The following is a 21,893-nucleotide window of genomic DNA, read 5'->3' as shown; positions in this document are numbered from 1 at the left end:
CACAGATCGCAGTTCACAGATGCATGCGGTCTTCGGCCAGCCGGTACAGGCGCCGCCAGACGAAATGGTTCAGGCCCATCACGAAGATGCACATCACGCCGATGCCCAGCGCGATCCGCGGGAAGTCGCCCTTGGCGGTCATCTCCGCGATGTAGCTGCCCAGGCCGTGCGCCTTGAGCGTGGTGTCGCCCCAGGAGACGTACTCGGCCACGATGCTCGCGTTCCACGAGCCGCCGCTGGCGGTGATCGCGCCGGTGACGAAGCTCGGGAACACCGCCGGCAGCAGGTAGCGACGCCATTTCAACCAGCCGCTCAGGCCCAGGTTGCGCGCCGCGTGGCGCAGCTCGGCGGGGATGTTGGACGCGCCCGCGATCACGTTGAACAGCAGGTACCACTGCGTGCCGAAGATCATCAGCGGCGACAGCCAGACATCCGGGTTGAGCTTCCAGCGCACGATCAGCACGACGGCCACCGGGAACAGCAGGTTGGCCGGGAACGCCGCCAGGAATTGCGCCACCGCCTGCAGCCGCCCCGACCAGCGCGGATTCATGCCGATCCAGATGCCCACCGGCACCCAGACCAGCGCCGCCAGCGCGATCAGCACCAGCACGCGCACCAGCGTCAGCATGCCGAGTCCGAAGACGTGGCCGGCCTCGGACCAGCCGACCTCGGTGTGGACGAAGCGGACCAGGTGGTACAGCGCCACCATCACCGCCGCGGCCACGACCGCGTCCCAGGCGCGTGTCCAGGTGGCGCTGGCGATGCGCGGCCGGGCGCGGATCGAGGTGCCGTCGTGATGACGGCGGAACCAGATCATGCTGCCTTCGAGCCGGTCCACCAGCCAGGCCGCCGAACGGCGCGTGAACGAGGTGCGGCGCAGCCAGTTCAGCATCCATGAGTTCGGCGCGGCGTCGGTGCCGCTGTCCTCGAAGCGGAACTTGTCCGCCCACGCAACCAGCGGCCGGAACACGAGCTGGTCGTAGAGCACGATGCCCACGAGCATCGCGACGATCGCCCAGCCGATCGCGCCGAGGTCGCGGGCCTCGATCGCCATCGCGATGTAGGACCCGACGCCGGGCAGCTTGATGCTCTGGTCGGAGACCGAGATCGCCTCCGACGCGACGACGAAGAACCAGCCGCCGGACATCGACATCATCATGTTCCACAGCAGGCCCGGCATCGCGTAGGGCAGCTCCAGCCGCCAGAAGCGCTGCCAGCCCGACAGCTGGAACACGCGCGCCGCCTCGTCGAGTTCCGACGGCACCGTGCGCAGCGACTGGTACAGGCTGAAGGCCATGTTCCAGGCCTGCGAGGTGAAGATCGCGAAGATCGCCGCGCACTCGACGCCCAGCAGGTTGCCGGGGAAGAGGGCGATGAAGCCGGTCACCGTGATCGACAGGAAGCCCAGGATCGGGATCGACTGGAGGATGTCGAGCATCGGCACCAGCACCTTCTCGGCGGCGCGGACCTTGGCCGCGAGCACCGCGAAGACCGCGCTGAACAGCAGCGCCAGCACCATCGCCGCAAGCATCCGCAGGTTGGTGCGCAGCAGGTAGTAGGGCAGGTGGGACGGGTCCAGCGACAGCGGCAGCGGATCGCCCAGCGCGAACGGGCGCGCCATCTGCGCGGCCCCGTAGGCCAGCAGCACGAGCAGCGCCAGCACCAGCGGCAGCAGCGCCCAGTCCCAGCGGTTGGTACCCGCCTCGACGACAGGGCGGGGGAAGAATTGGCGGCGGTCCATGAGCTTGCCTTTTTGTTCTGCATGGATTCCAGGGAACAGACGGCCTCCTGGGCCCCCCGCACGAAGGTGCGCAGGATGCCTGGGGTGGCCTTCAGAAACCTGTCCCGTTTCTGAGGGGAGTCTGTCTGGGGGAGATCGCCCACCTGACTCGGGTGAGCGTTGGCCGCGAGGTCATGGGGCCCCCGCGGCAAGCGCGGGAACCCCACGACCTCCCGTCCCCCATCGTCGTCTCACTGCCGCGGATCTGCTACCGGGGACTCCGGGAGGTTCTTCAGGGCGCCGGCGGTGTCGAAGAATGAGTTCAGCAGGAGGCTGTCCCGGCGTTCCTTGAGGCAGTAGATGTGCGTCTCGGTGAAGGCCGGATCGCCGTCGATGCGCACGGGACGGAAACGGGCGTCGGGGATGAACTCGGCCTCGGAGACGACGCCGATGCCGATGCCGCGCGCGGCCGCTTCCCGCAGCGCCTCGCGGCTGCCGATCTCCATCGCGACGCGTGGCGCGATGCCGGCCTGGCGCAAGGCCGATTCGAGCGCGCGGCGCGTGCTCGATCCATCCTCGCGCTGCAGCAGCGGCTGGTTCTCCAAGGCCTGCAACGGAACGCTCTCGTGCTTCGCGAAGGGGTGATCGAGATGCACGAACAGGATGATCGCGTGCCGCGCGTACGCCATCGTCTCGAAGCCCGGCGCGTCATGGAAACGCGCCAGCACGCCGACGTCGATCACGTAGTTCTCCAGGTCCCCGAAGACCTGCGCCGAGTTGCCCAGCCGGATCGACACGTCGACCTTCGGATAGCGCTGGCGGTAGGCGTCCACCATCTCGATCACGTGGAACGGGCCCACCGCGCCGAGCTTGAGCTGGCCGCGCGTGAGCTCGCCGCAGTCGTGCAGCAGGTTGTAGGCCTCGACCTCCAGGGCCGCCAGCTGTCGCGCGATCGGCAGCAGCTGATGGCCGACGCTGGTCAGCTCGATCCGGTGGCCGCGCCGGTGGAAGAGCTCCACCTTGTGCTGCTGCTCCAGCCCCTGCACCTGCGTCGTCAGGGTGGGCTGCGACAGGCCCAGCGCCCGCGCCGCGGCGCTGAAGCTGCCGTGACGGGCGACGGCGAGGAAGGCGCGGAGCTTGGCGGCCGACATGGGTATAGAGACTCTCGATGATTTCGTGCGGTTCTCGATATTGATTCGATCGAGTGACGGTCACGTGACGTTCCTACGCTGCGGGGGCTTTATTCCTCAACCCGCTCGTTCGAGCCTGGAGCCTTCATGACACTGATCCTTTCCCTCAAACGCCAGGCGGCCGCGCTGCGCGCGCTGGGCGCCGCCCTGGCCCTGGCGGCGCTCGCGCCGGTCGCCGGCGCCCAGACCGCGCCGTCGCCGCTGACGTCGTTCACGCGCACGATCAACGCCGCGATCTCGGGCTACAACCGGGAGCACCTGACCGCCGTCACCCCGGAAGCCTGCGCCGCCGCGTGCCTGAACGACTCGCGCAAGTCCTGGTGCGTCAGCTTCGACTTCTACAAGAACGCCCAGCAGTGCGACCTCAGCGACAAGCGCGCCGCCGATGTCGGCGGCCTGAAGACCGACTACGCCGGCAATCCGTATGACCATTACTCGCTGATTCCCGGCCCGGGCGTGCCCAATCCCATCGTGGGCCCGAACGGTCGCAAGCATGTGCTCGTGGTCGGCATCGACGGGTTGCGCGGCGACGCGCTGTTCTGCGCCAGCTGCGTCGCGACGCCGGCGCTCAGCGCGCTCGCCGGTAGCGGCGCGTTCCACGGCAACGTGCTCGCGGGCGGCTCGCAGGCCACGCTCAGCGGCCCCGGCTGGGGCACGCTGTTCACCGGCTTCTGGGCCGACCAGCACGGCGTCACCAGCAACGACATCGCGTTGCCGCTGAAGAAGCCGCACCTGTTCGACCGCATCAAGACGGCCTATCCGACGGCCACCGTGGCGGTCGTCGGCGACTGGGCCAACATCACCGGCAACCTGAAGCCGGCGGGCGCCGACTTCGTGGTGGCGAATGCGGCCAAGAACTCGCAGCAGGCCACCAACGCCGTCAAGGGCTGGCTGTCCTGGACGAATCCGCCGACGGCGATCTTCTACTACCTGCACAACGTGGACATCCACGCCGCCAGCTACGACCCGTTCAACGCGTACTACCAGTCCAAGATCGCGGGTGAGGACGCGCAGATCCAGCAGGTGCTGGATGCGCTCGCGGCGCGGCCGACCTATGCCGCGGAGGAGTGGCTGATCGTCGTCGTCTCCGACCACGGCGGCACGGGCAGCGGCCACGGCGGACAGAGCGCCGGCGAACGCGATGCGACGCTGATCCTCACCAACAGCTACCGCAATCCGACGAAGCCGGCCTACTGCCAGGGCGACCTGACCGGCACGACGCTGCCGCAGACCGGCGCGCTGACGCCGCACGTGCTCGACTTCCTGGGCCTGCCCAACGACACGGCGGGAACGAAGCATCCGGCCTGCGGCCAGCACTGATCCGTCGTTGAGTCGCCACGCGCCATCGAGCCATCGAGCGTGGCGGCGGCTCGCGGCAGGAGGCCTGCGGACGGCGTCAGGCCTACGTGGCATCCATAGATCAACTCAATGGTTTGGTCTGGAATTCAACATGGCATCGATGGATGTCCTGTCATGTTGGATTCATAGAGTGGCGGCATCCGCTCACCACTCCCTGGATGCCGCCATGCGCCACGCCCCCCACGCCCCCCAAGCCCGCTCGTCCGTTCTCCGGCGCGCCGTCCTGGCCGCTGCCGTCGCCGTCGCGGCGGGGCTGCCGGCCGTGTCTTCCGCCCAGCAGCAGACGCTGACGATCGGCCTGATCCCGGCCGAGGACTCGCAGGCGATGATCGAGTCCAGCCGCCAGGTGCTGGACGCGCTGCAGCAGCAGCTCGGCATGACGGTGAAGCCCTTCGTCGCCACCGACTACAACGGCGTCATCGAGGCGCTGCGCTCGAAGAAGCTGGACGTGGCCTACCTCGGTCCGTTCTCGTACGTGCTGGCCAGCTCGGTCGCGAACGTCGAGGCCTTCTCCGTCGCGGTCACCAAGAAGACCGGCCAGAGCGCCTACAAGAGCGTGATCCTCGCCCGCAAGGACAGCGGCGTGCACACGGTCGCCGAGTTGAAGGGGAAGAACTTCGCCTTCGTCGACCCGAGCTCCGCCTCCGGCCATCTGTTCCCGAAGGCCGGCCTGCAGCAGGCGGGCTACGACCCGGACGCGCTGTTCGGCCGCGTGCTGTTCTCCGGCTCGCATGACGCCAGCATCCTGGCGGTCGCCAACAAGAAGGTCGACGCGGCCGCCGTCGCCGACCGCATCTTCGCCAGCGCCGTCGCCAAGGGCACGGTGAAGCAGGACGACTTCGTCGTACTGTGGTCGTCCAAGCCCATCCCCGAATCGCCGATGGTCTGGCGCAAGGACCTCGATCCCGCGCTGAAGGACAAGCTCGCCAAGGCGCTGGCCAACCTGAAGGACGTGAAGTGGGGCGACCAGGGCGTGCTCAACGGCTTCCAGCCGACCAACGATGCCGCCTACGACGTCGTCCGCGACACGGCCAAGGTGCTCAAGCTCGACCTGCGGAGCATGAAGTGATCACGCTGCGCGGCGTCACCAAGCGCTTCGGCGACAACGCCGTGCTGCGCGGCGTGGACCTGGACGCGAAGGCCGGCGAGTTCCTCGTCGTGCTCGGCCCGTCGGGCGCGGGCAAGTCCACGCTGCTGCGCTGCATGAACCGGCTGGCGCAGCCGGACGCCGGCGCGATGACGATCGCGGGCCTGGACGCGATGTCCGGCTCGCGCGCCGCCGATCTGCGCGAACTGCGACGCCGCGTCGCGATGGTGTTCCAGCATCACCACGTGGTGCCGCGCCTGAGCGTGGTGAAGAACGTGCTGACGGGGCGGCTCGGCGCGGTGTCGACATGGAGCTCGGTGCTGCAGCTGTTCCGCGCCGCGGACGTGACGCTGGCGCTGGAGTGCCTGGATCGCGTCGGCCTTGCGCACAAGGCGCGGGAACGCACCGACTCGCTGTCCGGCGGCCAGATGCAGCGCGTGGGCATCGCCCGCGCGCTGGCGCAGCGCCCGCAGGTGATCCTTGCCGACGAGCCGGTGGCCAGCCTGGACCCGCACACCGCGCGCCAGGCGCTCGGCTATCTGAAGCAGGCGTGCCGCGAACTCGGCATCACCGTCGTCTGCAACCTTCACCAGGTCGATTACGCGAAGGAATTCGGCGACCGCATCGTCGGGCTGTCGCAGGGGCGGGTGCTGTTCGACCGGCTGCCGGGCGAGCTGTCCGATGCGGAGCTTCATGAGCTTTACGCCGGTCGCGCCGGCCGCGCCGTTCACACCGGCCTGCAGCTCATCGAGCCCGTGGCGATCGAAGAGGAAAGGAAAACCGCATGACGACGATGAATGCCGTCGAGCGTGCCGCCGTCGACCGCTATCGCTGGCTGGTCGGCCTGCCCACGACGCCGGGCGGCTGGACGAAGCTGCTCACCGCGATGGTGCTGGGCCTGTGGGCGCTGCAGTGGAGCGCCAGCGGCGCGCAGCTGAGCCCGTCGGAGCTCGCGAACGGCCTGCCGCAGATCGCCGACTTCCTGAGCCGCACGTGGCCGCCGGATTGGCGCATCCTCGACCGGCTCTGGGCGCCGGCGCTGGAGACGATCCAGATCGCGGTGTGGGGCACGCTGCTGGGCGCGGTCGCCGCGGTGCCGGTGTCCTTCCTCGCGGCGCGCAACCTGCAGGGGCCGCGCTGGCTGTACCAGCTCACGCGGCAGGGCCTGAACGTGACGCGCAGCATCAACGAACTGATCCTGGCGCTGGTGTTCGTGTCGGCGGTGGGACTGGGGCCCTTCCCCGGCGTGCTGGCGCTCGCGGTGCACGGCGCGGGGATGCTCGGCAAGTTCTTCGCCGAGGCGATCGAGGAGATCGACCAGGGCCCGCTCGAGGCGCTGCGCGCCACCGGCGCCCGGCCGCTGCAGGTGATCGTCTTCGGCGTGCTGCCGCAGGTGGTGACCGCGTGGATCGCCGTCGTGCTGTACCGCTTCGAGGTCAACCTGCGCTCGGCGACGGTGCTCGGCATGGTCGGCGCGGGCGGGCTGGGTTTCGAGCTCGTGGGCAGCCTCAAGCTGTTCAAGTACCCCGAGACCGCGACCTGCATCATCGTGATCACCGTGATGGTGGTCGCTGCGGACTTCGTGTCGAGCCAGTTGCGCCGCGCGATCCAGGACAGCGGTCGGCATTGAGCCCGACGGCGCTCCCGACAACGAGAGGCCGACGAGAACCCGCGAGAACCAACAAGAGACGACGAGGACAACGACGTGAACGTGTGGAAGTTTCACAACCCGGTCGACGTGCGGGCCGGCATCGGCGCGCTGGAACTGTTGCCTGACCTGGTCGGCGAGCGCGATGCGCTGCTGATCGCCTTTCCGGAGGCGGAGCCGCTGGGGCTGGTCGGTCGGGTGAGGGCGATGCTCGGCGACCGCCTGGTGGCGGTAGAGACCGACATCTCCCCGAACCCCGATGTCCGCTGGCTCGCGCCGCTGTACGAGCGCCTGTGGCGCGACCACGGCGGCGCGCGCTGCGTGATCGCGCTGGGCGGCGGCAGCAGCATCGACGCGGCGAAGGCGATGCTCACCGCCACGCCGTCGGGCCGCTTCGACGAACTGCTCGACCATCTGGTCGATCCGAAGGCGGCACCGCTGCCGGTGGACGGTCCGCATCGCGCGCTGATCGCGATCCCGACGACCGCGGGCACCGGCAGCGAGGTCACGCCCTGGGCCACGCTGTGGGACGCGGGGCGCTCGCGCAAGCATTCGCTGCACCTGCCGTGGACTTGGCCGGAAGCCGCCCTCGTCGACCCGTCGCTGATGGTCAGCCTGCCCGCGGGCGCCACGCTGGCCAGCGGCCTGGACGCGCTGTCCCACGCGCTGGAGTCGCTGTGGAACGTGCATCGCAACCCGGTGTCGTCCAGCCTCGCGGCGAGCGCCGCGCGCGCCATCGTCGCCACGCTGCCCGCGCTGCTGCGCGAGCCGCGCCGGCTCGACCTGCGCGAAGCGCTCGCGATCGCCGCGCTGCAGGCGGGCATGGCCTTCTCCAACACGAAGACGGCGCTGGCGCACTCCTTGTCCTACGACATCACGTTGACGCGCGGCACCGTGCACGGCATCGCGTGCTCGTTCAGCCTGCCGCGCGTGATGCGGCTGGCCTTCGGGCGCGATGCGGCGGTGGATGCGCAACTGCTGGCGATCTTCGACGCGGCCGATGCCGACGGCGCGGTCGCCGCGCTGGAGCATTTCCTCGACGCGCTCGGCGTCTCCACCGATCCCGCCGACTACGGCATCGCGCCCGCCGACTGGGACGCGCGCGTCGAACAGGCGCTGCGCGGTCCGCGCGGTCGCAACTTCATCAAGGCCTACGCATGAACACGCTCTATCCCCATCTCCAGGCGGTCATCTTCGACTGGGCCGGCACGCTGGTCGACCATGGCTCGCTGGCGCCGACGCAGATCTTCGTCGACGCGTTCTCGACCTTCGGCATCACGCTGACGCTCGACGAGGCCCGCGGCCCGATGGGCCTGTCCAAGCGCGATCACATCCGCACGCTGCTCGAGGACGCATCGCTGCAGGCGCAATGGCAGGCGCGCTTCGGCCGCCCGTCGACCGCCGCCGACATCGACGCGATCTACGAGCGCTTCATGCCGATGCAGATCGAGAAGGTCGGGCGCTACTCGCAGCCGATTCCCGGCGCGGTCGAGATGCTGGCCGCGCTCCGTCGTGCGGGGCTGAAGATCGGCTCGTGCTCGGGCTATCCGCGCCAGGTGCTGGACGTGCTGCTGCCGCAGGCGAAGGCCGATGGCATCGTGGCGGACCACGTCGTCGCCGGCGACGAGCTGGCCGCCGGTGGTCGGCCAGGCCCCTTCATGGCGCTCGCGAACGTGCTGGCGCTGGGCATCGGCGATGTGCGCGCCTGCGTGAAGGTCGACGACACGACGCCCGGCATCGAGGAAGGTCGCCGAGCTGGCATGTGGACCGTCGGCCTCAGCCTGTCGGGCAATGAGACGGGCCTGACCTTGGCGCAACTGCAGGCGTTGCCGGATGCCGAAGTCGTGGCGAAGCGCGCCGCCGCCACACAGCGCCTCACGGCGGCGGGCGCGCATCTGGTGATCGACTCGGTTGCCGACTTGCCGAAGGCGCTGGCTGAGATCGATGCGAGGATGGCGCGCGGATTGACGCCCTGAGGCGCTTCCCCTCCAATGCCTGCTTCCTTCTTCGGGACGCAAGACATGGCTTGGACTCTCTTCGGATCGGCCGCCTCCGGATCGACCGCGGTGGAAGCGGCGCTGACGCTGCTCGGCATTGATTTCGACCTGATCGAGGGCGCGACCTGGGAGGCCGAGGCCGCCCGGGTGCGCGTGGGCGCGGCCAATCCGATGCGGCAGATCCCGACGCTGGTCGATGCCGACGGCCGCGTGATGACCGAGAGCGCCGCGATCCTGATCCACCTCGCCGACACGCATCCGCAGGCGCGGCTTGCGCCGGCGATCGACGATCCGCGGCGCGCGGAGTTCCTGCGCTGGATGGTGTTCGTGTCGTCGGCGATCTATTCGCTGCACTGGATCAAGCCGGACGTCACCCGCATCGGCGCGCGGCCCGATCAGCGCGACCAGGTGGTCGACGCGGTCCATGACCGCATCGCGTTCTGCTGGGGCGTCATGGACGCGCAGATGACGCCGGGACGCTACCTGCTCGGCGACGAGCTGTCGGTGCTGGACTTGTACGTGACGGTGGTGTCGCGCTTCGGGCCGTGGCGGGAGCGCTTCTACGAAGTCGCGCCGACGATGTCCCCGATCGTCCGCCGCGTCGACGCCGACCCGCGCCTGCAGGACTTCTGGGCGGCGCGTTTTCCGCTCGACGAGGATTGACCTTCACGGCGTGCGAAGCGCGTGCGCGCCCTGGCAGGCACGCGCGATGGCGCTCCTATCATCGACGGCGAACTCCCTGACTCCATGAGGTCGCCGTGTCCGCCAACCCTTCGTCCGCCAGTCCCTCGTCCGGCTCGCCCCGCAAACTGCTCGTCCTGATGCCGACGGCGGAAGAGCATCTGGCGCAGTTCCGCGCGCGCTACGACGTGATCTACGCGCCGACGGCCGAAGCGCGAGCGAAGGCGGTCGCCGAGCACGGTGCTGACATCGAGATCGTCCTGACCATCGGCGCTGTCGGCCTGCGGGCCGACGAGATCGCGGCGATGCCCAAGCTCCGCGTCGCCGCGGCGCAGGGGGCCGGTTACGAGGCGATCGACCTTGCCGCCGCCAAGGCGCGTGGCCTCACGTTGTGGAACGGTGCGGGCACCAACGATTCATGCGTCGCCGATCACGCGATGGCGCTGCTGCTGGCTTCCGTGCGCGCGCTGCCGCAGCAGGAGCAGGCCCTGCGCGCCGGACTATGGCGCGACGCGCTGCCGCTGCGTCCGAGCGTCAACGGGCGCAAGCTCGGCATCCTCGGCATGGGCACGATCGGGCTGCGCATCGCCAGGCGCGCGCTGGCCTTCGACATGGAGGTGGGCTATCACAACCGTCGCGAGCGCAACGACTCGCTGGGCTGCCAGTACTTCGGCTCGGCGCTCGATCTGGCGCAGTGGGCGGACTTCCTGATCGTCGCGGCGCCGGGCGGCCCGACCACGAAGCACATCGTCAACGCCGAGGTGCTGAAGGCGCTCGGCTCGCAGGGTCACGTCGTCAACATCGCCCGCGGCAGCCTGGTCGACACGGCCGCGTTGGCCGCGGCCTTGGCGGCCGGTGAGCTCGGCGGCGCGGCGCTCGACGTCTACGAGTCGGAGCCGAAGCCGCCGGAGGCGCTGCTTGGTTTCCCGAACGTGATCCTCACGCCGCACATCGCGGGCTGGTCGCCGGAGTCGGTGCAAGCCACGGTCGACCTGTTCCTCGAGAACGCCCGTCGCTGGGAAGCCGGCGAGCCCGTGCTGACCCCGCTGTAATCCGACATCGCATGAAGTGGGAGCGCCCCGGGTGCCTGTGGGGCCGGAATGGGGCTTGGGGGTCCAGGAGGGATCCCCCATGCCCCGTGGAGAGCCCGCGCTTGGCGACGGCAGTCTCGCTGACCACCGCCGAGTCGACGGCAGTCTCGCCAAACCCCCCGATCACCACCGCGGCGACGGCAGTCTCAATGGCTGCTGACGGGCGTCATGGCATCGAGCCGGCGGACGGCCTCGGCGGGAAGCGTCAGCGAGGCCGCCTGCAGGTTCTGCCGCAGGTGATCGACCGACGAGGTGCCCGGGATGAGCACGAGGTTGGGCGAGCGCTGCAGCAGCCAGGCCAGCGCCACCTGCATCGGCGTCGCGCCGAGTTCGGCGGCGACGGCCGACAGCGTCTCCGACTGCAGCGGCGAGAAGCCCCCGAGCGGGAAGAACGGCACGAAGGCGATGCCTTGCCCCGCCAGTTGATCGAGCAGCGCGTCGTCGTTGCGGTGCGCCAGGTTGTACTGGTTCTGGACGCAGACGATCTCGACGATCTTGCGGGCATCGGCGACCTGACGTGCCGTCGCGTTGCTCAGGCCGATGTGGCGGATCAGGCCTTGCCGCTGAAGCGCGGCCAGCGCGGTCAGCTGCGGCTCCAGCGAGCCTTCCGCCGGGCCGTGCACGTCGATCATGCTGCGCAGGTTGACGACGTCGAGCACGTCCAGGCCCAGGTTCCGGAGGTTGTCGTGGACCTGCTGCGTCAGCGCCTCGGCCGACTGCGCGGGTTGCCAGGAAGCGTCCTCGCCGCGCCGGGCGCCGACCTTGGTGACGATCGTCAGGCTGTCGCGATAGGGGTGGAGCGCCTCGCGAATGATCTGGTTGGTGACGTGCGGCCCGTAGAAGTCGCTGGTGTCGATGTGGTCGACGCCGAGCGCGATGGCCTCGCGCAACACGGCGACAGCGGCGGCGCGATCCTTCGGCGGACCGAAGACGCCGGGCCCGGCCAGTTGCATCGCGCCGTAGCCGATGCGCGTCACCGTGCGGGTGCCCAGCTTGAACGTGCCGGCGTGGTCGAGGAGGCGGGAAAGGCGGGAAGGGGTGCTGCTCATGGGGGAATCCTTCAATGCTTCGGAGGGAGTTCGGGAGAACGTCGAAGGAACTTCGGGGGAGATCGGCGACGTCGTGGAAGGACTGTAGGCAGCGCACGGTCGTACGATAAGGGGATCGAATCCGCACGGGCTGTGCGAAATCAAGGACAGTGAGATGGAACTGGGCGATCTGTCGGCGTTCCTTGCCGTGGCGCGATCCGGCGGCTTCCGGGAGGCTTCTCGGCAGTCGGGCATGAGCCCGTCAGGACTGAGCGAGGCGGTGCGGCGGCTGGAGACGAAGCTCGGCGTCCGGCTGCTGCATCGGAGCACCCGCAGCGTCGCGCCGACCGAGGCCGGTGCACGCCTGCTGGACCGACTCGGACCGGCACTGGGCGAGGTCGAGGCGGCGCTGGACGTCGTCAACGGTTTCCGCGAGCGGCCGGCCGGCACGCTGCGGCTCAATGTGCCGGCGAGTGCCGCGCGGCTCGTGCTGCCCAAGATCGTCCCGGCATTCCTGAAGGCGTATCCGGACATCAAGCTCGACATCACTGTCGAGGAAAGCTTCGTCGACGTGCTCGCCGCCGGCTGCGATGCCGGCATCCGCTATGAGGAGCGGCTGGAGCAGGACATGATCGCGGTGCCGATCGGCCCGCGGACGCAGCGCGTGGCTACGGCGGCGTCGCCGGCCTATCTCGCCGAACACGGCCAGCCGTCACATCCGCGCGACCTGCTCGCCCACCGCTGCCTGCGAGGCCGCTTCCCGAGCGGAACGATGCCCGCCTACGAATTTCAGCGCGAAGGCGAAGTCGTCACCGTCGATCCCGACGGTCCGATGATCGTCCGCCTGGGCGGCGGCCTGGACCTGGCGATCGACGTGGCGGTCGCGGGTGGCGGCGTCATCCAGACCTTCGAGGATTGGGTGCGGCCGCACCTGGAGAGCGGCGCGCTCGTGCCGGTCCTCGAGGACTGGTGGGTGTCCTTCAGCGGTCCGTTCCTCTACTACCCGGGCCGGCGCTACCTGCCCGCGCCGTTGCGCGCCTTCGTCGACTTCGTGAAGGACGGACAGGCGGCACAGGATGGACGGAGCGGACAAAAAAAGTCCGCCGCTTGAGCAACGTCCAGGACCGGGGTCAGGCGTTGCTCAAGTCGAGCGGACGAAAGGTGTGAGAACTGAAAATGGCCCCTCGAAGCAGGGACCGTGGCTCCGCGAACGGAACGCTGGAGGCGAAGGGCTCGCCAGGCTGAGCTAGGATCTCAACCCAGCAAGCCCGTCGCCAGTCCGAGGCAGGACATGACGCCGATGCAGACCACCCAGGCATCCGCGTTGTTCAACGAAGACCAGACCGTTTGCTTGAGCATCTGCATGACCATCTCCTGCTGCAGCCGGGTTGGCTGCGATGGATGGAAATGTACTGTATGCCCATACAGTATTCAACAGGGAAGCGCCGGATTGTGCGCGCCTTGCGACAGACGCCTCGGATTCAGCCTGCCCTTCAACGGTGGCGCTTCGCCCGGCATTCCGGGTTCGAGCACAGCCCGTACAGCGCGAGCGCGTGCTCGACCAGCTCGTAGCCCCGCTCCTCGGCGATCTCGCGCTGGCGCTGCTCGATGCCGGCGTCGTAGAACTCCTCCACCCGGCCGCAGGCCAGGCACACCATGTGATCATGGTGCTGGGCGGAGTTGAGCTCGAACACCGCCTTGCCCGATTCGAAGTGCTGCCGCGCCAGCAGCCCCGCCTCGACGAACTGCATCAGCACCCGGTACACGGTTGCCAGGCCGATGTCCGCGCCGTCCAGCAGCAGCGCGCGGTAGACGTCCTCGGCGCTGAGGTGGCGCTGGTCCGATTGCTCGAAGATCTGCAGCACCTTGATGCGCGGCAGGGTGGCCTTCAGGCCGCTGGATTGCAGGCTCTCGATCTGGTGCTTGGGAGAATCGGGCTTGTGCGAGTCAGGCATGTGCGGTGAGTGTGATCGTGCGGACTGGCGATCAGGCGGCCGCGGTTTCGGGATTCTTGGCGTCGTCCAGGTCGTCGGCGGCCGAGGCCGACGCGCCCGACGCGCCCTTCTTGTCTTTCCTGGCGCCCTGCGGCTTGCGCACCCACAGGTAGAGGCCGCTGCCGAGCACGACGATGGTCGCCACGTCCAGCAGCGCCCACAGGATCTTCATCGGCATGCCGCCGTAGTCGCCGAAGTGCAGCGGCTGCGACACCAGCAGCGCCGTCAGGTACCACGGCAGTTCCGGCGCCGCCGTGAGCTGCGAGGTCTTCGCGTCGATCAGCAGCGGCTGCAGCAGCTTCGACGTCAGCGGCGTCGTGCCCTTCAGGAAGAAGGTGTTGTGGTGCGGGCTCGAGAAGGCGGTGCCCGGGAACGCGATGAACGAGACCTTGCGCTGGGCGCCGACCTGCATCGCCGTGTCCATCGACCCCTGCAGCGGCGCGCGCTCGGCGGCGCTGAGCAGCGGCTGGTCCTTGTACGGCGCCAGCAGCGCGGTGACCTTGTCGTACTGCCAGTACTGCACCAGCAGCTCCGCCCAGGTGTTGATCATCCCGGTCGCGCCGACGACGAAGCACCACACCAGCGTCACGATGCCGACCAGGTTGTGCAGGTCCAGCCACTTCACGCGCGTCGAACGGTCCTTGCGCACGGCGCCGAAGTCGAGCTTGCGCATGAACGGCGCATAGAGCACCACGCCGCTGACCAGCGCGATCAGCAGCAGCAGGCCCATCAGGCCGAGGAAGAGCTTGCCCGGCAGGCCCGCGAACAGGTCGACGTGCAGCCGGAACATCAGGTCCATGAAGCCTTCGCCGATGCGGTACTCGCGCACCGCCAGGCCCGTGCGGGCATCGACGGCGACCGACTTGAACTGATCGGTCGGCGCCGGCGTGGGGGCCAGCGTGAACCACCACAGGCGCGGGTCGTCCTCGTTCTCGCCGGCGTACTGGATCACCATCGTCGGATGGACCGCGTTGGCCGCCTTGGCCATCACGTCCAGCGACACGCGCTGCTTGTCCATCGCGGCGGGCAGTTCGGGCGCCTCGATCTCGTCGCCGAGCAGGTGACCGATCTCGTGATGGAAGATCAGCGGCAGGCCGGTCAGGCACAGCAGCAGCATGAACAGCGTGCAGACCAGGCTCGTCCACTTGTGAAGCCAGGTCCAGACGCGAATGGCGCGCGAGCTCAGCATCGTCGTGTCCTCAGGCTTTGCGTTGGGAGTGCTGCGGCCGCCACGCGTACCAGGCGATGACCGCCACCGGCACGCCCAGACCGACCCAGGACCAGGCGTCGCCCCAGTCGTCGGACACCAGTGCGGTGAGCAGGCCGGAGGTGCTCAGCAGGCCCAGCGCGATCGGCCAGGCCCAGAGACGGCGGGATTCGGGAGACAGCATCGGACGGCGCCCAGTTTGCAAATAACAATTATTCGCATTCTATGGCGAAGCGCCGCTCCGGAAAGGGGGCGCCAGCGGGAATCGGCGGGGGCCCGCCTGCCTCAGGCCGTCACGCGGGCCACGGCGGCAGGGCTGAGGCGCTCGGCGCGCGCCGCGTCCTGGCGGGCCAGGTACTGGTGGATGCTGGCGACGACCTGTGCGCCTTCGCCGATCGCGCCGCCGACGCGCTTCACCGAACCCGAACGCACGTCGCCGACCGCGAACACGCCGGGGATGCTGGATTCCAGCGGCTCCGGCTTGTACTCGGACAGCGGGCAGGCGCAGGCGCGGCCGGTGATGATGAAACCGGCCTGGTCGAGCTCCAGGCCGCATTCGGCGATCAGGCCGGTTTCCGGCTCGGCGCCGATGAACATGAAGAGGTGCTGCAGCGCCAGTCTGCGTTCCTGGCCGTTGCGGCGGTCGCGCCAGCTCACGGCTTCCAGCGCGTCCCCGCCTTCGAGCTGGCAGAGCTCCTGGTGCGGCAGCAGTTCGATGTTGGCCGTACCCTGGATGCGGTCGATCAGGTAGCGCGACATCGTCGCCGCCAGCCCAGGGCCGCGGATCAGCATGATGACCTTCGCCGCGTGGTTGGCGAGGAACACCGCCGCCTGTCCCGCCGAGTTCCCGCCGCCGACGATGACCACCGTCTGCCGGCTGCAGATGCGGGCCTCGATCGGCGAGGCCCAGTACCAGACGCCGCGGCCCTCGAAGCGGGTCAACTCCTCGATCTCGGGCCGGCGGTAGCGCGCGCCGGTGGCGATCACCGCGGTGCGGGCGCGGACCTTGCGGCCGTCCTCGAGCGACAGGTGGAGTTCGTCCTCCATGCCTTGCCGCTCGCAGCTCATCTGGGTGACCTTGGCGGGGATCAGCATGTCCGCGCCGAACTTCTGGGCCTGGACGAAGGCCCGGCCGGCCAGCGCCTGGCCGGAGATGCCGGTCGGGAAGCCGAGGTAGTTCTCGATCCGCGAGCTCGCGCCCGCCTGGCCGCCGAACGAGCGGCAGTCCAGCACCAGCACCGACAGCCCCTCGGACGCCGCGTACACGGCCGACGAGAGGCCCGCCGGGCCGGCGCCGATGATGGCGACGTCGTACAGCTCGGGCCGCTCGCGCATGTCGACGATGCCCATGCAGCGCGCGACTTCATCGTCCGTCGGATCGACCAGCACCTCGCCGCCGGGGCAGATGACCAGCATCTGCACGCCCTCGGTCATGTACTGGTCGGCGAGGGCCTTGGCGTCCTCGTTCTGGTCGGGCTCCAGCTGCTGGTGCGGGTAGCCGTTGCGGCCCAGGAAGCTGCGCAGCCGCATCACCGGCGCGGACTTGCCCCGGCCGATCAGCGTCGCTCCGCTGGCGCCGGCCTCGATCAGGCCGACGCGGCGCAGGATGAAGGCGCGGGTCAGGCGTTCGCCCAGGTCGGCCTCGCCGATCAGTAGCGCACGCAGTTGCGGCGGGCTGACGTCGACGGCCTCGACCTCGGTTTCGGCGATCGCGTCGATGAAGGAGGGCCGGCCGCTGAGCTGGCCGACCTCGCCGAGGAAACCGCCGGGCCCGTGCCGGTGGATCGGCGTCACGTGGCCGAGGCTGTCGCGCTGCGACACGGTGATCTCGCCGCTGAGGATCAGGATCATGCCCATGCCGGTGTCGCCGGCGCGCACGACCCACTCGCCTTGGGAATAACGCCGGAACCGGCCGAAACGCGCGACGCGCGCAATGTCGGCGACGCCGAGCGCGGGGAACATCTGGGCACCGCGCGTGTCGACGATGCTGGGCTGCTGGACCTGGACCATGGAACCTCCTGGCATCCACCCTAACCGACGCGCGTGTCAGCGGCAAGCGCCATAAGAGGGAACCTCGGGGCCCCAGGAGTCTGGCACCATGGCGGCCACTCCCTCACTCCCTGATCCGATGCCGGATCCCGCGCCATGGACCTGCCTTCCCATCAACTCACGATGACGGTGCTGATGACGCCGGACATGGCCAACTTCTCCGGCAACGTGCACGGCGGCACCATCCTGAAGCTGCTCGACCAGGTCGCGTACGCCTGCGCCAGTCGCTATGCGGGCCGCTACACGGTGACGCTGTCGGTGGACCAGGTGATGTTCCGCCAGCCGATCCATGTCGGCGAGCTGGTCAGCTTCCTGGCGACGGTGAACTACGCCGGCACCTCGTCGATGGAGATCGGCATCAAGGTCGTCACCGAGAACATCCGCGACCAGGTCGTGCGCCACGCCAACAGCTGCTTCTTCACGATGGTGGCGGTCGGCGAGGACGGGCGCCCCGTGCCGGTGCCCACGCGCACGCCGACGACCCCGGACGAGCAGCGCCGCTGGGAGGCGGCGCTGGAGCGCAAGAAGCTGCGCCAGGAACTGCAGAAGCGCCACGACGAGCTGCGCAGCTCGTCGCTGCCGGGCTGAACGGTCGGCGAGGCGCCGGGCGCGCCCAGGCGGAGCGGGTCGCGATCAGCCGCGATCCACCTTGATCAACCGCGCAGCTGCGCGGGATCGAGATACTGCTGACGGAAGGTCTCGAAGTCGACGGTGTCCGCCGCTTCGATCGCGGCCTGCGCCTCCAGCGAGGCGCGCGCCGACTGGTCGAAGTGCGCCATCAGGCCGTCGGGCAGCGGCGCCTCCAGCATCTGGCGGCGCGACGCCTCCGACTGCGCCGCGACGAAGGCCAGGTGCGAGGACTCGTACTTCGCGCGCATCGCCGCCAGCACGCGGGCCGACGGCAGTTGATCGGGATCGTCCCAGCGTTCGACCGCCTGCGCGAGCGCTTCGCGGTACAACGAGCCGCCCAGGGTCGCGTCCACCTTGGCCGCGATCGGCGCGAACTCGTTCAGGAGTTCGCGGCCCCAGTCGCGCAGGGACACCTCGCCGCCGCGGCGCTCCAGCTTCAGGCCGGGTTCACGGCCGGCCGAGGCGGTGCGGTGCTGGTTGCGCGCCAGCGCGCCGAGTTCTTCGGGCGTGTCGTTCGGGCTGTCCGTCAGCCAGCAGTGCAGCAGGAAGAGGTCCAGGAAACGCATCGTGCTCGCGGCGATGCCGACCGGCTCGAACGGGTCCAGGTCCATGCAGCGGACCTCGATGTATTCGACGCCGCGCTCGCGCAGCGCGTGCAGCGGGCGCTCGCCCGAGCGGATCGTGCGCTTGGGGCGGATCGTGCCGTAGAACTCGTTCTCGATCTGCAGCAGCGTCGTCGACAACTGGTTGTACTCGCCGCCCGGATTGACGACGCCGACCTTCTCGTAGGCCGCATACGGGCGCGTCAGCGCGTCCTGCAGCGAGGCGGCATAACCGTCGATGCTGTTGTAGCTCACCGCCAGCGAAGCCTGCGCATCGCTCTGGTAGCCGAGGCGGCCCATGCGCAGCGAGGTGCCGTAGGGCATGTGCAGCGTGCCGTCGACCAGCGGCTGCAGGCCGTGTTCGCGGCCGGCGACGAAGCTCGCGCACAGGGCCGGCGACGCGCCGAACAGCGTCAGCAGCAGGAAGGAGTGGCGGCGGAAGTTGCGGATCAGCGCGAAGTGGTCCGCGTTGTCCAGGCCCGGCATCGACCAGTTGTAGTGGATGCCGGAGATGGTCTGCATGCGCCGCCCGTAGCGGTGCCCCAGGCCCATGCGGTAGACGCTCTTGGCGCGCCCGATGTTGGAGGCGCCGTAGCGGCCGATGGGGATGGTCTCGTCGGCCGGGAGCTGGCAGGGCATGCTCGACGCCCACATCAGTTCGTTCCCGAGACAGCGGTAGACGGCCTGATGGATTTCGGTCAGCTGGCGTTCGCAGTCCTCGGCGGACGCGTGCACCCCGGTGATCAGCTCGAGTTGCGATTCGCTGAAGTCGGTGGTGACGGTCTCGTGCGTCAGCGCGGAGCCGAGCGCCGTCGGGTGCGGCGTCAGTGCCAGGGAGGCGCCGCTCGGTTGCGCGCGCAGGCTCTCCTTCTCCACGCCGCGGCGCATGCCCGCCAGACGGGCCGGATCCAGGGCCTCCAGTCGCTTCAACCAATCGTTCAAATGCCGCTCCTCGTTCACTGTGGGCGCGCAAGTTACCAGAAGTGCACGAATCCCGCTTGACTTGGATTTATGTGAATTGTGCTAGCACGGCGCAGGGCAAAAGACGGGCCGGCAAGGGTTCACCAGGATCCGGCCCCGAGGAAGTGATGCTAAGCCGGCGCGCCCATCCGGCGGCGGGTGCGACGGAGTTGCTGGTCCGAACTGAAGCCGGCCGCGAGCGCCGCCTGCGCCGGTCGTACCCCGCGCTGGAGTTCGCGCCGGGCCAGTTCCAGCCGGATCGCGCGCAGGTAATCGAGCGGCGTCGTGCCGCCGTGCTGCGCGAACAGCCGGGTGAGGTGCCGGGGCGTGACGTGCGCCACCTCCGCCATGCGGGCGAGGCTCCAGTCGGCGCGCGGATCGCCGCAGACGGCGTCCTGCACGCGGTGCAGCGCCGGATGCAGATGGTGCCGGTGCGCGAGCATCGGCGACAGCTCCGGGTCCTGCGCGCCGCGGCGCAGGTAGACGACCATCACCTGCGCCACCGACGCGGCGATCGCCTCGCCGCAGTGCTCGGCGATCAGCGCCAGCACCAGATCGATGCCGGCCGTGATGCCCGCGCTGCTGGCCAGCGGACCATCGAGCACGAACACCCGGTTCGCCTGCACGTCGGCAAGGGGCGCGGCGTCGCGCAGCGCGTCGAGCGCCTCGTGGTGGGTCGTGCAGCGGCGGCCGTCCAGCAGCCCGGCCCGCGCCGCCAGCAGCGCACCGGCGCAGATGCTCAGCAGCCGGCCCAGGCCGCCCGCCAGCAATGCGCTGCCTTCGCGATGCAGCCAGCGCTCGATGCGCAAGGCGTCTTCCTGGTCGGTGGTGTCGGTCGGCGGGTCGTCCGGATGCGGATGTCGCCGGCCGCTCAGGATCAGCCAATCCCGCTCGCCGAGCGCCGGCAGCGGCTCCAGCGCGGCAAGCGTCAGGCCGACCGACGTGGACGCCGATTCGCTCGCGGCGCAGTACCGCAGCCGGAACGCCTCCGGCTCGCCGCGACGGCGCAGGGCCTGGTTGGCGAGCCGCAGCGCCTCGGCGGCGCCGGCCAGGTCGAGCAGCAGCGTATGGCGCTCGACCAGGATCCAGACGTCGACGAGGGCGGCGTCCCGAGCGGCGCCGGAGGCCGGATCGACCTCCTGATCGGAATCTGAAAAGGACATCGCCGCAGTATGCGCTCAGGCTGCGCGGGCGAGCGCCTGCTCGACGCTCACGATCTCGGCGAAGCGGCCCTGCAGCGCGACCTCGGTGCGCAGCTTGAGGTCGTCGACGCCGACCACGACACCGCTGGCGTGCGGGATCGGGAAGGTGTGCGTCGCCTCGGTCACGTAGTCGACGGTCCAGCCCTCGTCGCTGGCGTGGCGGGTGGTGGTCTCGCAGCACTGCTCGGTGCGGATGCCCGCGACGATCAGCCGGCGGATGCCGTGCTCGGTCAGCCACACGGACAGCCCGGTGCCGACCAGCGCGCTGTGGCGGCGCTTGAGGAACTCGGCGGCGATGGGCACCTGGGCCAGCCCGTCCAGCGGGCGCACGTGGCCGCTGACCAGCGAGAAGGGGTTGTCCGCCGTCTCGGGGCCGTCGCTGTGGAGGATGCGGATGATCGGCAGGCCGCGAGCCGCCGCGCCGTCGAGCAGCGCGTTGGTGCGTTCGAGATACGCGGGCCAGGTGGTCTCGTCCCAGTACGGGCGGTGGCGGAACGACTCCTGCACGTCGATCAGCAGGACGGCGGTCGTGGGGGCGGTAGTGGCGGCGGTTTTGGCGGTGTTCGAGGCGGTGGTCATCAAGGACTCCATCGGGTGGTTGATGGGAGTCATCGTGCCGGCGACGGGTCGATCCGTCGCGCCGCCGGCGGACCAGTCGCGGTCAAATCAGGACATCAGGTCTGCCACGACCGCAGCCCTCACCCCAGCCCTCTCCCGCAAGCTGGAGAGGGGGCAGGCCCTAGCCCTTCTTGCTCCCTCTCCCGCTTGCGGCGATAGGGGCATGCTCGAGCCCTTCTTGCTCCCTCTCCCGCTTGCGGGAGAGGGCAGGGGTGAGGGCCAGCGGCCTCCCGGCGAGCTCAGTCCTCGCGCGTGACGCGCTGGGCCAGCGGCAGCTTCGCCTCGACGTCCAGCGCCTCCCAGCCCTTGCGGCCGATCCTACGCAGCGTGTCGATGTTGGTCTCGTAGATCGCGTCGGTGTCGGGCATGGTCTCGACGGCGCGCTCGATGCTCTCCTCGCGCAGCAGGTGCAGCGTGGGGTAGGGCGAGCGGTTGCTGAGGTTGTCGACGTCGTCCGCGTCGGTGCCGTCGAACTGGTAGTCCGGATGGAAGCTTGCGACCTGGAGCACGCCGTCCAGGTCCAGGTCCTCGACCAGCGCATCGGCGGCGCCGAGGAAGTCGTTGAAGTCCAGGAAGTCGTTCAGCACCCAGGGGTGGACCAGCAGCGTGGTCTCGGTCTCGTCCGGATCGGCGCGATTGAGCGCGAGCAGCTCGTGGGCCAGTTCCTTGAGCAGGTCCTCGGGCGTGCGGGCCGCGCTGACCACGTTGCGCAGCCGCTGGTTGACCTCCACGCTCTTGGCGAAGGGGCACAGGTTCAAGCCGATCACCGCCCGCTGCAGCCAGCGGTGGGTGTCGTCGAGGACGGTCTTTTCCTGGTCGTCGGTCATCGG

The 21,893-nt window shown here is 69.5% G+C and carries 21 protein-coding genes; 10 read left to right on the top strand and 11 right to left on the bottom strand.

The window, feature by feature from the left end; genetic code table 11:
* Positions 1-13: 13 nt before the first annotated feature.
* Both ACQ4L4_RS16605 and ACQ4L4_RS16600 read right to left on the bottom strand, forming a co-directional pair.
* Entirely contained in the window at positions 14-1,741 is a 1,728-nt protein-coding gene (locus ACQ4L4_RS16605) for an ABC transporter permease (protein WP_377160544.1), read from the bottom strand.
* A gap of 230 nt (positions 1,742-1,971) precedes the next feature.
* Positions 1,972-2,871 (bottom strand): LysR substrate-binding domain-containing protein, encoded by a 900-nt coding sequence (locus ACQ4L4_RS16600; RefSeq protein ID WP_431100035.1) that lies wholly within the window; start codon positions 2,869-2,871, stop codon positions 1,972-1,974.
* A gap of 126 nt (positions 2,872-2,997) precedes the next feature.
* Between ACQ4L4_RS16600 and ACQ4L4_RS16595 the strand changes: the two genes are divergently transcribed.
* The 8 genes from ACQ4L4_RS16595 (at position 2,998) to ACQ4L4_RS16560 (ending at position 10,734) form a co-directional block, all read left to right on the top strand.
* Positions 2,998-4,230 (top strand): alkaline phosphatase family protein, encoded by a 1,233-nt coding sequence (locus tag ACQ4L4_RS16595; RefSeq protein WP_431100034.1) that lies wholly within the window; start codon positions 2,998-3,000, stop codon positions 4,228-4,230.
* A 205-nt stretch (positions 4,231-4,435) separates the two neighbouring features.
* The gene (phnD, locus tag ACQ4L4_RS16590) at positions 4,436-5,338 is read left to right on the top strand and encodes a phosphonate ABC transporter substrate-binding protein (protein WP_431100033.1); all 903 of its coding nucleotides are present in this window, start codon (positions 4,436-4,438) and stop codon (positions 5,336-5,338) included.
* Entirely contained in the window at positions 5,335-6,144 is an 810-nt protein-coding gene (gene phnC, locus ACQ4L4_RS16585) for a phosphonate ABC transporter ATP-binding protein (protein ID WP_431100031.1), read from the top strand. The genes phnD and phnC overlap by 4 nt, the downstream gene beginning before the upstream one ends.
* Positions 6,145-6,149: 5 nt before the next feature.
* On the top strand, positions 6,150-6,986 hold the full coding sequence (gene phnE, locus ACQ4L4_RS16580; RefSeq protein ID WP_431104954.1) for a phosphonate ABC transporter, permease protein PhnE: 837 nt from the start codon (positions 6,150-6,152) through the stop codon (positions 6,984-6,986).
* A gap of 81 nt (positions 6,987-7,067) precedes the next feature.
* Entirely contained in the window at positions 7,068-8,165 is a 1,098-nt protein-coding gene (psrA, locus tag ACQ4L4_RS16575) for an iron-containing alcohol dehydrogenase PsrA (protein WP_431100030.1), read from the top strand.
* Complete coding sequence (gene phnX / locus ACQ4L4_RS16570) at positions 8,162-8,980, top strand: phosphonoacetaldehyde hydrolase (protein ID WP_431100029.1); 819 nt, start codon at positions 8,162-8,164, stop codon at positions 8,978-8,980. Before psrA ends, phnX begins: the two co-directional genes overlap by 4 nt.
* A 45-nt stretch (positions 8,981-9,025) precedes the next feature.
* Positions 9,026-9,664, top strand: a complete 639-nt coding sequence (locus ACQ4L4_RS16565; protein ID WP_431100028.1) for a glutathione S-transferase family protein — start codon at positions 9,026-9,028, stop codon at positions 9,662-9,664.
* A 158-nt stretch (positions 9,665-9,822) separates the two neighbouring features.
* Complete coding sequence (locus ACQ4L4_RS16560; protein WP_431104953.1) at positions 9,823-10,734, top strand: NAD(P)-dependent oxidoreductase; 912 nt, start codon at positions 9,823-9,825, stop codon at positions 10,732-10,734.
* Positions 10,735-10,919: 185 nt separating this feature from the next.
* On the opposite strand, the gene ACQ4L4_RS16555 is transcribed toward ACQ4L4_RS16560, so the two are convergent.
* On the bottom strand, positions 10,920-11,822 hold the full coding sequence (locus ACQ4L4_RS16555) for an aldo/keto reductase family oxidoreductase (RefSeq protein WP_431100027.1): 903 nt from the start codon (positions 11,820-11,822) through the stop codon (positions 10,920-10,922).
* 154 nt (positions 11,823-11,976) lie between these two features.
* Between ACQ4L4_RS16555 and ACQ4L4_RS16550 the strand changes: the two genes are divergently transcribed.
* A complete protein-coding gene (locus ACQ4L4_RS16550) occupies positions 11,977-12,912 on the top strand; it encodes a LysR family transcriptional regulator (RefSeq protein ID WP_431100026.1) in 936 nt (311 codons plus the stop codon).
* A gap of 382 nt (positions 12,913-13,294) precedes the next feature.
* Here ACQ4L4_RS16550 and fur read toward each other — a convergent pair whose 3' ends face one another.
* From fur to ACQ4L4_RS16530, 4 genes are all read right to left on the bottom strand, one after another.
* Positions 13,295-13,756, bottom strand: coding sequence for a ferric iron uptake transcriptional regulator (fur, locus tag ACQ4L4_RS16545; protein WP_377160562.1), 462 nt, complete (start codon positions 13,754-13,756; stop codon positions 13,295-13,297).
* Between the two features lie 31 nt (positions 13,757-13,787).
* The gene (locus tag ACQ4L4_RS16540) at positions 13,788-14,981 is read right to left on the bottom strand and encodes a PepSY-associated TM helix domain-containing protein (protein ID WP_431104952.1); all 1,194 of its coding nucleotides are present in this window, start codon (positions 14,979-14,981) and stop codon (positions 13,788-13,790) included.
* 13 nt (positions 14,982-14,994) lie between these two features.
* Positions 14,995-15,186, bottom strand: coding sequence for a hypothetical protein (locus ACQ4L4_RS16535; protein ID WP_431100025.1), 192 nt, complete (start codon positions 15,184-15,186; stop codon positions 14,995-14,997).
* A gap of 101 nt (positions 15,187-15,287) precedes the next feature.
* Positions 15,288-17,012, bottom strand: a complete 1,725-nt coding sequence (locus ACQ4L4_RS16530; RefSeq protein WP_431100024.1) for an FAD-dependent oxidoreductase — start codon at positions 17,010-17,012, stop codon at positions 15,288-15,290.
* Positions 17,013-17,147: 135 nt separating this feature from the next.
* On the opposite strand from ACQ4L4_RS16530, the gene ACQ4L4_RS16525 reads away from it, so the two are divergent.
* Positions 17,148-17,639 (top strand): acyl-CoA thioesterase, encoded by a 492-nt coding sequence (locus tag ACQ4L4_RS16525; RefSeq protein WP_431100023.1) that lies wholly within the window; start codon positions 17,148-17,150, stop codon positions 17,637-17,639.
* Positions 17,640-17,704: 65 nt separating this feature from the next.
* Here ACQ4L4_RS16525 and gshA read toward each other — a convergent pair whose 3' ends face one another.
* From gshA to ACQ4L4_RS16505, 4 genes are all read right to left on the bottom strand, one after another.
* Positions 17,705-19,171, bottom strand: coding sequence for a glutamate--cysteine ligase (gene gshA / locus ACQ4L4_RS16520; protein WP_431104951.1), 1,467 nt, complete (start codon positions 19,169-19,171; stop codon positions 17,705-17,707).
* 203 nt (positions 19,172-19,374) lie between these two features.
* Entirely contained in the window at positions 19,375-20,406 is a 1,032-nt protein-coding gene (locus tag ACQ4L4_RS16515; protein WP_431100022.1) for a GlxA family transcriptional regulator, read from the bottom strand.
* 15 nt (positions 20,407-20,421) lie between these two features.
* Positions 20,422-21,024 (bottom strand): cysteine hydrolase family protein, encoded by a 603-nt coding sequence (locus tag ACQ4L4_RS16510; protein WP_431100021.1) that lies wholly within the window; start codon positions 21,022-21,024, stop codon positions 20,422-20,424.
* Positions 21,025-21,302: 278 nt separating this feature from the next.
* Positions 21,303-21,890 carry a DUF1415 domain-containing protein gene (locus tag ACQ4L4_RS16505; protein WP_431100019.1) on the bottom strand — a complete coding sequence of 196 codons (588 nt, stop codon included), beginning with the start codon at positions 21,888-21,890 and terminating at the stop codon, positions 21,303-21,305.
* Positions 21,891-21,893: the final 3 nt, after the last annotated feature.

The sequence above is a fragment of the Roseateles noduli genome, from assembly GCF_050626985.1.
GTDB lineage: Bacteria > Pseudomonadota > Gammaproteobacteria > Burkholderiales > Burkholderiaceae_C > Roseateles > Roseateles noduli_A.
Note: the sequence above shows the minus strand (reverse complement) of the source record. Positions and strands in the feature narration are given on the sequence as shown.

Excerpts from the sequence above, each read along its gene's own strand:
- ACQ4L4_RS16605 (WP_377160544.1), bottom strand. The coding sequence starts at position 1,741 with ATGGACCGCCGCCAATTCTTCCCCCGCCCTGTCGTCGAGGCGGGTACC.
- ACQ4L4_RS16600 (WP_431100035.1), bottom strand. The coding sequence starts at position 2,871 with ATGTCGGCCGCCAAGCTCCGCGCCTTCCTCGCCGTCGCCCGTCACGGC.
- ACQ4L4_RS16595 (WP_431100034.1), top strand. The coding sequence starts at position 2,998 with ATGACACTGATCCTTTCCCTCAAACGCCAGGCGGCCGCGCTGCGCGCG.
- phnD (WP_431100033.1), top strand. The coding sequence starts at position 4,436 with ATGCGCCACGCCCCCCACGCCCCCCAAGCCCGCTCGTCCGTTCTCCGG.
- phnE (WP_431104954.1), top strand. The coding sequence starts at position 6,150 with ATGAATGCCGTCGAGCGTGCCGCCGTCGACCGCTATCGCTGGCTGGTC.
- phnX (WP_431100029.1), top strand. The coding sequence starts at position 8,162 with ATGAACACGCTCTATCCCCATCTCCAGGCGGTCATCTTCGACTGGGCC.
- ACQ4L4_RS16565 (WP_431100028.1), top strand. The coding sequence starts at position 9,026 with ATGGCTTGGACTCTCTTCGGATCGGCCGCCTCCGGATCGACCGCGGTG.
- ACQ4L4_RS16560 (WP_431104953.1), top strand. The coding sequence starts at position 9,823 with ATGCCGACGGCGGAAGAGCATCTGGCGCAGTTCCGCGCGCGCTACGAC.
- ACQ4L4_RS16555 (WP_431100027.1), bottom strand. The coding sequence starts at position 11,822 with ATGAGCAGCACCCCTTCCCGCCTTTCCCGCCTCCTCGACCACGCCGGC.
- ACQ4L4_RS16550 (WP_431100026.1), top strand. The coding sequence starts at position 11,977 with ATGGAACTGGGCGATCTGTCGGCGTTCCTTGCCGTGGCGCGATCCGGC.
- fur (WP_377160562.1), bottom strand. The coding sequence starts at position 13,756 with ATGCCTGACTCGCACAAGCCCGATTCTCCCAAGCACCAGATCGAGAGC.
- ACQ4L4_RS16535 (WP_431100025.1), bottom strand. The coding sequence starts at position 15,186 with ATGCTGTCTCCCGAATCCCGCCGTCTCTGGGCCTGGCCGATCGCGCTG.
- ACQ4L4_RS16530 (WP_431100024.1), bottom strand. The coding sequence starts at position 17,012 with ATGGTCCAGGTCCAGCAGCCCAGCATCGTCGACACGCGCGGTGCCCAG.
- ACQ4L4_RS16525 (WP_431100023.1), top strand. The coding sequence starts at position 17,148 with ATGGACCTGCCTTCCCATCAACTCACGATGACGGTGCTGATGACGCCG.
- gshA (WP_431104951.1), bottom strand. The coding sequence starts at position 19,171 with ATGCGCCGCGGCGTGGAGAAGGAGAGCCTGCGCGCGCAACCGAGCGGC.
- ACQ4L4_RS16515 (WP_431100022.1), bottom strand. The coding sequence starts at position 20,406 with ATGTCCTTTTCAGATTCCGATCAGGAGGTCGATCCGGCCTCCGGCGCC.
- ACQ4L4_RS16510 (WP_431100021.1), bottom strand. The coding sequence starts at position 21,024 with ATGACCACCGCCTCGAACACCGCCAAAACCGCCGCCACTACCGCCCCC.
- ACQ4L4_RS16505 (WP_431100019.1), bottom strand. The coding sequence starts at position 21,890 with ATGACCGACGACCAGGAAAAGACCGTCCTCGACGACACCCACCGCTGG.